Source organism: Mesorhizobium sp. M6A.T.Cr.TU.014.01.1.1 (assembly GCF_004022765.1).
Classification (GTDB): Bacteria; Pseudomonadota; Alphaproteobacteria; order Rhizobiales; family Rhizobiaceae; genus Mesorhizobium; species Mesorhizobium mediterraneum.
This window is the reverse complement of the sequence record NZ_RZPG01000046.1, coordinates 22,017-28,247: the sequence shown is the minus strand read 5'-3', so window position 1 is coordinate 28,247 and position 6,231 is coordinate 22,017. Positions and strand designations below refer to the sequence as shown.

General features: G+C 63.5%; 4 protein-coding genes and 1 pseudogene. 1 reads left to right on the top strand and 4 read right to left on the bottom strand.

The features are described from left to right. Nucleotides 1–208: pseudogene (locus tag EN885_RS33970) on the bottom strand (hypothetical protein); the annotation flags it as partial. A gap of 240 nt (nucleotides 209–448) precedes the next feature. Between EN885_RS33970 and EN885_RS31925 the strand changes: the two are divergent. Then, the gene (locus EN885_RS31925) at nucleotides 449–2,410 is read left to right on the top strand and encodes a M23 family metallopeptidase (protein ID WP_164897959.1); all 1,962 of its coding nucleotides are present in this window, start codon (nucleotides 449–451) and stop codon (nucleotides 2,408–2,410) included. A gap of 26 nt (nucleotides 2,411–2,436) precedes the next feature. On the opposite strand, the gene EN885_RS31920 is transcribed toward EN885_RS31925, so the two are convergent. The 3 genes from EN885_RS31920 to EN885_RS31910 all read right to left on the bottom strand — a co-directional run bounded on the left by EN885_RS31920 (nucleotide 2,437) and on the right by EN885_RS31910 (nucleotide 6,223). Then, nucleotides 2,437–4,002 (bottom strand): MFS transporter, encoded by a 1,566-nt coding sequence (locus EN885_RS31920; RefSeq protein WP_128244200.1) that lies wholly within the window; start codon nucleotides 4,000–4,002, stop codon nucleotides 2,437–2,439. Nucleotides 4,003–4,137: 135 nt separating this feature from the next. Further along, on the bottom strand, nucleotides 4,138–5,604 hold the full coding sequence (locus EN885_RS31915) for a L,D-transpeptidase family protein (RefSeq protein WP_128244202.1): 1,467 nt from the start codon (nucleotides 5,602–5,604) through the stop codon (nucleotides 4,138–4,140). Nucleotides 5,605–5,857: 253 nt separating this feature from the next. Next, complete coding sequence (locus EN885_RS31910; RefSeq protein WP_127295427.1) at nucleotides 5,858–6,223, bottom strand: MmcQ/YjbR family DNA-binding protein; 366 nt, start codon at nucleotides 6,221–6,223, stop codon at nucleotides 5,858–5,860. Between the last annotated feature and the right edge of the window lie 8 nt (nucleotides 6,224–6,231).

Genomic DNA, 6,231 nt, shown 5'->3' with positions numbered 1-6,231 from the left:
CGCGGCTCTCTTGAATTTCGCAGAGGGCAGATCTAGAAGCGAACTTCTTCGTCGCCAGCGGCGCGCCGCCCTCGTTGGTGAGGCGTATATAGTCGGCGCCCGTCCAAACTGTCAACAACCATTTCAATCTTTCTTGAATTTTTTGCGACAAAAGATTTTCGGTAGCCGACTTCCGCGGCGGCATGGGAATAACAAAGCCGACCACCATGCCGGAGCCCTATTGCCGCCGCATTACGGCTTGACACCAAGGCCAACAAAGCAGGCGTGCGAACCACCCGCGCGGCGCCGCTTATAAGAGACTGTAAGAGAGCCACTAAGAGAGAAGTGTGATTGGGGATTTCGGCCGAGGCCAGGCGCTTCGTTGACTTCGCCCGCCGTGACAGGCAAATGTCATGGCCACAACAAAAGCGACAAGCCGTCCCGCCCGGGGAAGAAGCAGCCTTTCTGGATGCCAGATACGGAAAATGTCATAGCCGAACTCGGCAACGAGCCGCCGCTGATTGCGGACGGTCGCAGTGGCCCGCCCGACCGGCGCGAGGTTTCGGCACGTTGGCTGTCGGGCACCTTTCTGACCGGCGTGACGTCGAGCGTGCTGATGGGCGTGGCGCTGTTCGCGGCTCTTGACGGCCGTCAGCAATTGGCAACGCCGCCCGAGATCGCCGAACTGATCAGCCTTGCAAGAGGCGACGATTCCGGCGAGATCGCCAAGACCACCAGGCTGGTGGCCCCGCGCCAGATCGCCAAGGCCAAGGACCGTCGGCGCATGGAAGTGTCGATGGTGACCAAGGTCGGCGACCGCGACGTCATCCACACCATGCCTTTCGTGCAGATCAAGATGGCGCTTGCCGCCGGGCACACGACCAGCCGCGCCTATCCGCCTTTCAACCCGATGCAGGTGTTTGGCGACGACCGCGACGACAATGCGGGCCAGCCGGCGACCGCCGCCGCCGGCCAGATCTATGGCGCCAAGGTCGAAAGCGAGATGAGCCTGAAGACGGTCGATTTCCCGATCGAGACCGCCGCCTTCGACGAAAAGAGTGACTTGTCCGCCGACGAGGTGGAAAAGGTGGTGCGCGAGGCCGGCACGGGCCTGAGCGACGGCGCCGTGCAGGTTGCATCGCTGCATTATGTCGACCCGCAGCGATTCGGCGATGCGTTCGCCGAGAGCATGGCCGGTTCCTACGACGTCAAGATCGTTCCTGAAAACGTCTCGGTGTCGCTGCGCGCTGCCCCCGATGATCAGGCGCCGGCCTTCGCCGAGGAAATCATCCCTTTCACCCGAGACCGCGACATAGTCGAGGCCTTCGCCGATTCGGGCTATACGGGCGAGGACGCCACCGGCATGGCCGAGGCGATCGCCAAATTGCTGAATGCGACAGCGCTCAAGGCGGGAACCGTGCTGCGCGTCGGGCTCGAGATCCATGGCGACGCCGCCAAGGTCGTTCGCACCGGCATCTACGACAGGGCCCAGCATATCGTCACCATCGCGCTCGACGATCACGGCCAATATGTGCCGGCGCAGGAGCCGGAGCCCAATCCCGAATTGCTGACCGCATTCGACGATTCGCCCGCACCGGTGGTGCGCGGCAATCTGCCGAACGTCTATGATGGCATCTACCGCGCCGCCTACTCCTACGGCATGTCCAAGGCGATGACCAAGCGGCTGATCAAGCTCCTGGCGTCCGGTGTCGATTTCCAGTCGCGGCTCAATCCGTCGGATCGCATCGAGGTGCTGTTCTCGCAGCCGGACGGCGACGACCAGGCGTCCGACGAGTCCGAGTTGCTCTATGTCTCGGCGAACTTCAGCGGCACGACGCGCAATTTCTACCGGTTTCAGATGCAGGACGGCAGCACCGACTATTTCGACGAGGACGGCCGCAGCGCCCAGCAATTCCTGCTGCGCAATCCCCTGCCGGCAGGAAAATTCCGTTCCGGCTTCGGTGCCCGCAGGCATCCGATCCTCGGCTATGTGCGCATGCATACCGGCGTCGATTGGTCAGCCGCCATCGGCACGCCGATCATTGCCGCCGGCAACGGTGTCGTCGAGAAGGCCGGCTGGGCCGGCGGCTATGGCAAGCAGATCATCATCCGCCACGCCAATGGCTACGAGACCTCCTACAATCACCAGAGCGCTTTTGCCAAAGGCATCGCGCCGGGCGTGCGCGTCCGCCAAGGCCAGACCATCGGCTTTCTCGGCCAGACCGGCCTCGCCACCGGTCCGCATCTCCACTACGAGCTGATCGTCAACGGCACCAAGGTCGACCCGATGCGTGTTCGCCTGCCGGTCGGCAAGGTGCTGAAGGGCGACGACCTCGTCGCCTTCAAGCGTGAGCGCGGGCGCATCGATGATCTGCTCAAGCAGGAAGACAGTGATTCGCTGAAGGTCGCGAGCGCCAAGATCGAAGGCTGAGCGACCTTGGAGCCTTTCTGGGCTTCTCAGCTTTGCGGATTCTCAGCTCGACGCGACCATGGCAGTCGCTCGCCGGAAACAGTCGTCCACGCCACGATCGCCGAGAGCAGGCAAAGCAGCGCGGTCACCAAGGCGACGGCCGCGAACGCTGCGTCGCTGGCGGCAAGCCTTGCTGCATCGAGGTCCGATGCCAGGCCCGCCGGCGCCGGTTCGCCGAAACCCGGAACGCCGGATGCGGAACCGATGTTCAGCGCTGCCGCATAGACCCAGGCCGCCAGTGATCCCATCGCCGCCACCGCGATCAGGCCGCCAATGCGCGAGACGGCATTGTTGATTCCCGACGCGGCACCCGTATCCTTGTCCTCGACCGCCGTCATGATCGCCGTCGACAGCGGCGACACGACCAGCGCCATGCCGAGCCCCATCAGCGCCATCAGCGGAAACACTCCCCACCAGAAACTGTGGATCCCGGCATAGGCCAGCAAGGCAAGCCCGGCAAAGGCGACAGCGACGACAAGACTGCCGCTGGCGATCGGAAAACGCGGACCGATCCGGTCGGACCACTGGCCGATCGGCCCCGACAACAGCGCGATCAAGACCGACAGCGGCAGGAAGATGAAGCCGACCTCGGCCGCGCTCATCCCCCATCCGGCGATGAGCAGCATCGGCAGGTAGAACAGATTGGCCGACAGCGCGAAATAGAGGAAGAAGGTCGCCACATTGGCGCCGGCGAAAGCGCGGACCCGAAACAGCGAGAGATCGATCATCGGCTCGCGCTGCCGGCGCTCGAAGACAATGAACACGATGAGCAGCACAGCGCCGGCGGCAATGCTCGGGCCAGACATTTGCCCCTCGCCCTCTGCGCTCATCGAGGTCAAGCCATAGGCAAGCGCCCCGAACGCCAATGTGGCGAGGGCAGCGCCGCCGAGATCGAGGCTGCGCTTTTCCGTCGGAGCGTCGGCCGGGACCTTGGCGAGCAGGAGATAGATCGAGACAAGTCCAAGCGGCAGATTGACCGCGAAGATCACCCGCCAGATGCCGTCGCCGAAGGCCGACAAGACAACGCCGCCCAGCACCGGGCCAAGCGCCGTCGTCAGCGCCGAGGCCGCCGCCCAGATGCCGATCGCCCTGCCGCGCTCCTTCTTCGGATAGGCCTTGGCGATAATGGCGAGGCTGCCCGGCACCATGATGGCGGCACCGATGCCCTGAATGGCGCGAAACGCAATGAGCACTGGCGGATTCGGCGCCACCGCGCAGGCAAGCGAGGCGGCAATGAACAGCGCGATGCCTGCCACGAAAGCATGCCGCAGACCAAAACGGTCGCCGGCGGCGCCGCCGACAAGGATGAGCGCCGAAAGCGTCAGCGCATAGGAGTTGGAAATCCACTGCGCCTCGGCGAAACTGGCGCCGAGGTCGAAGCGGATCGCCGGCGTGGCGATAGCCAGGATCGAACCGTCGATGAAGCCGAGCGCGGAAGCCAGGATCGCCGCGATCAGCACGAACCTGCGCCGCGATTGCGGGCAAAACGTATCGGCCGGGAGCGGCCTGACCAGGGGGACGGCGTCGGCGCCGACTTCGCATGGAGAACGCATGAAGCCTGCTTAGACCTCCTACGCGCCCGCAACAACCGGCCAGAGGCTTGCTGTCGTTGAAACCAGAACAGGATCGAGACCTCTAAGTCGCCCGTCCGCGGTTCCTTGTCGTGCGAAGGATTTGGGATATGGCGCTCAGTCGATGAACTCCACCGTGACGCCCGGCGACACGATTTTTGCCAGCTCGCGCGCGTCCCAATTGGTCAGCCGCACGCAGCCATGGCTTTCGGTCTTGCCGATCTTGGAGGGATCGGGTGTGCCGTGAATGCCGTAGGTCGGCTTGTCCAGCGCGATCCAGACCGAGCCGACGGGGCCGTTCGGGCCCGGCGGGATGGTCAGGATCTTGTCGTTTTCGCCCTGCTTGAAATTGATGTTCGGATTGTAGGTGTAGTTCGGATCTAACGCGACCCGCGACACCGCATGCGTGCCGGTGGGTGACGGCGTGTCCGCCGAGCCGATAGTGGCTGGATAGGCCGCGATTAGCTTGCCCGACGCGTCATAGGCGCGGACCTGCTTCTTGCCCTTGTCGGCGATGATGCTTGCCACCGGCTTCGCCACGAGCTTGCCGAAATTGACGACCTTGATGATCGTGCCTGGACGGTTGAAATTGGCTTCCGGATTGAGCGCCTTCAGATAGTTCTCGTCCATGTGGAAGCGCTCGGCGAGCGCTTCGGTGACGGAGACGTAGCTCAGCCGGTCAAGCTGCGCCTTCTGGCTGTAGTCTTCCGGTACCGAGGCAACATAGGGGCCGGCCGCATCTTCGGGCGTGATGTTATAGGAGGCGAAGGCATCGCCGCCGGATTGCTCAAGGGCGGCCTGGATGCCGACCACATCGGTGGACCTCAGATTGCTGCCGGTGATCTCGTTGTAGGCGGCGAGCGCCTTGTCGACATTCGAGCCGAAGCGCCCGTCGACGACGCCGGGCGAAGCGCCGGCGCGGTCGAGCAGCACTTGCAACGCAGCAACCTCCTGGCGTGCACCAAGCGAGAGCGACGGGTCGACCGCCGTTTCGCCGCCGATCTTTGGCGGCAGTGCCGCCTGGTCGCCCGGCGCCGTCGGCTCGACCGGCTCGATCGAAGCCTCGTTGAGTGGCTGGCGCTTGACGGTGCGCGGCTTTGCCGGCTGCTGCGCTTCCGGATAATTATTGCCATAGCTGCCGTCATCCCGCGGGGCTTCGGGAAAAGCTTCCACCGAATTGTCGCTGTAGGGGTCGTATTCATCGACCGGCGGCACGACGATCAGGCCTTCCTCTTCCAATTGCCTGCGGCGCAGGCGCGCCGTGTCTTCCGGATCGTCGAGATAATAGCGGTCGTCCTCGACCGGTCCGAGATTGCGCAAGCGCTCTTGGCGCAGCGCACGGCGATCGAACCTGGTCTGCGGTGGCTGGATGGCGAGGACCTTGCCGGTTTCCGCATCGACGATGACGCGGTTTCCCCTGGCGTCATAATAGACGTCGAAATCACCGTTCTGGGCGACCAGCACACCACCGGCATCGGCCGCACGGGCAGATCGCGGCGCGATGTCGTCCGTCGGCGCGGCCATTGCGCTCGAAGAGAGCAGCCCGGCGGCGAGCGCCGAAAGGGTGAAGATCGTGCGGAACATGTTGGCCAAATTCTCCGGTCCGTAATTGCCGCCGCCCGGCGTTGTCTCTTTAGAGCGCCGCGCGTCCTTCCGGACGCGCAAAGGACGCTCTAACACTTTAATCTCCGCATCGCGCTTTTTTGAAAATCGAATTGGATTTTCGGGCCGACGCGATCGATCAACCCCTTCGCCAGCAAATCAGTTGGCGACCATAAGGTTCCAACATGAACCGGGCATGAAGATGGCGGATTTCTGGCGGTCTGGAGTTAGAACACTAGCTGGCGGCGAGCCCCAATTCCTTGCGCGCCTGTTTGGTCAGCTTGAGCACGACAAGGCGATGGCTTTCGCGCAGATAGTCCTTCAGCGCGTCATCGTCCATGCTTTGGCTTGTCTGGCGCTGAATCCATTTCATGCCGCGTGACGCGAGATAGGGCGCGGGCCGAAGGCCCGGCTGTTCCTTCAAGATGTCATAGGCGATGTCGGAGCATTTGAAGGTGACGAACGGCTCCTTCCCCTCGCTCCAACCGCCGATCGCAAAGACCTTGGCTCCGACCTTCCAGACATGGGCGCCGCCCCACTGGACGACATGGGTCGTCGACGGCAACGAGGCGCAGAAGCTGTTGTAGTCATCCAGCGTCATCTGCGCCC

What these genes read in the sequence shown, in the direction of transcription:
- EN885_RS31920 (WP_128244200.1), bottom strand. Translation starts at nt 4,002, where the DNA reads ATGCGTTCTCCATGCGAAGTCGGCGCCGACGCCGTCCCCCTGGTCAGG.
- EN885_RS31925 (WP_164897959.1), top strand. Translation starts at nt 449, where the DNA reads ATGCCAGATACGGAAAATGTCATAGCCGAACTCGGCAACGAGCCGCCG.
- EN885_RS31915 (WP_128244202.1), bottom strand. Translation starts at nt 5,604, where the DNA reads ATGTTCCGCACGATCTTCACCCTTTCGGCGCTCGCCGCCGGGCTGCTC.
- EN885_RS31910 (WP_127295427.1), bottom strand. Translation starts at nt 6,223, where the DNA reads ATGACGCTGGATGACTACAACAGCTTCTGCGCCTCGTTGCCGTCGACG.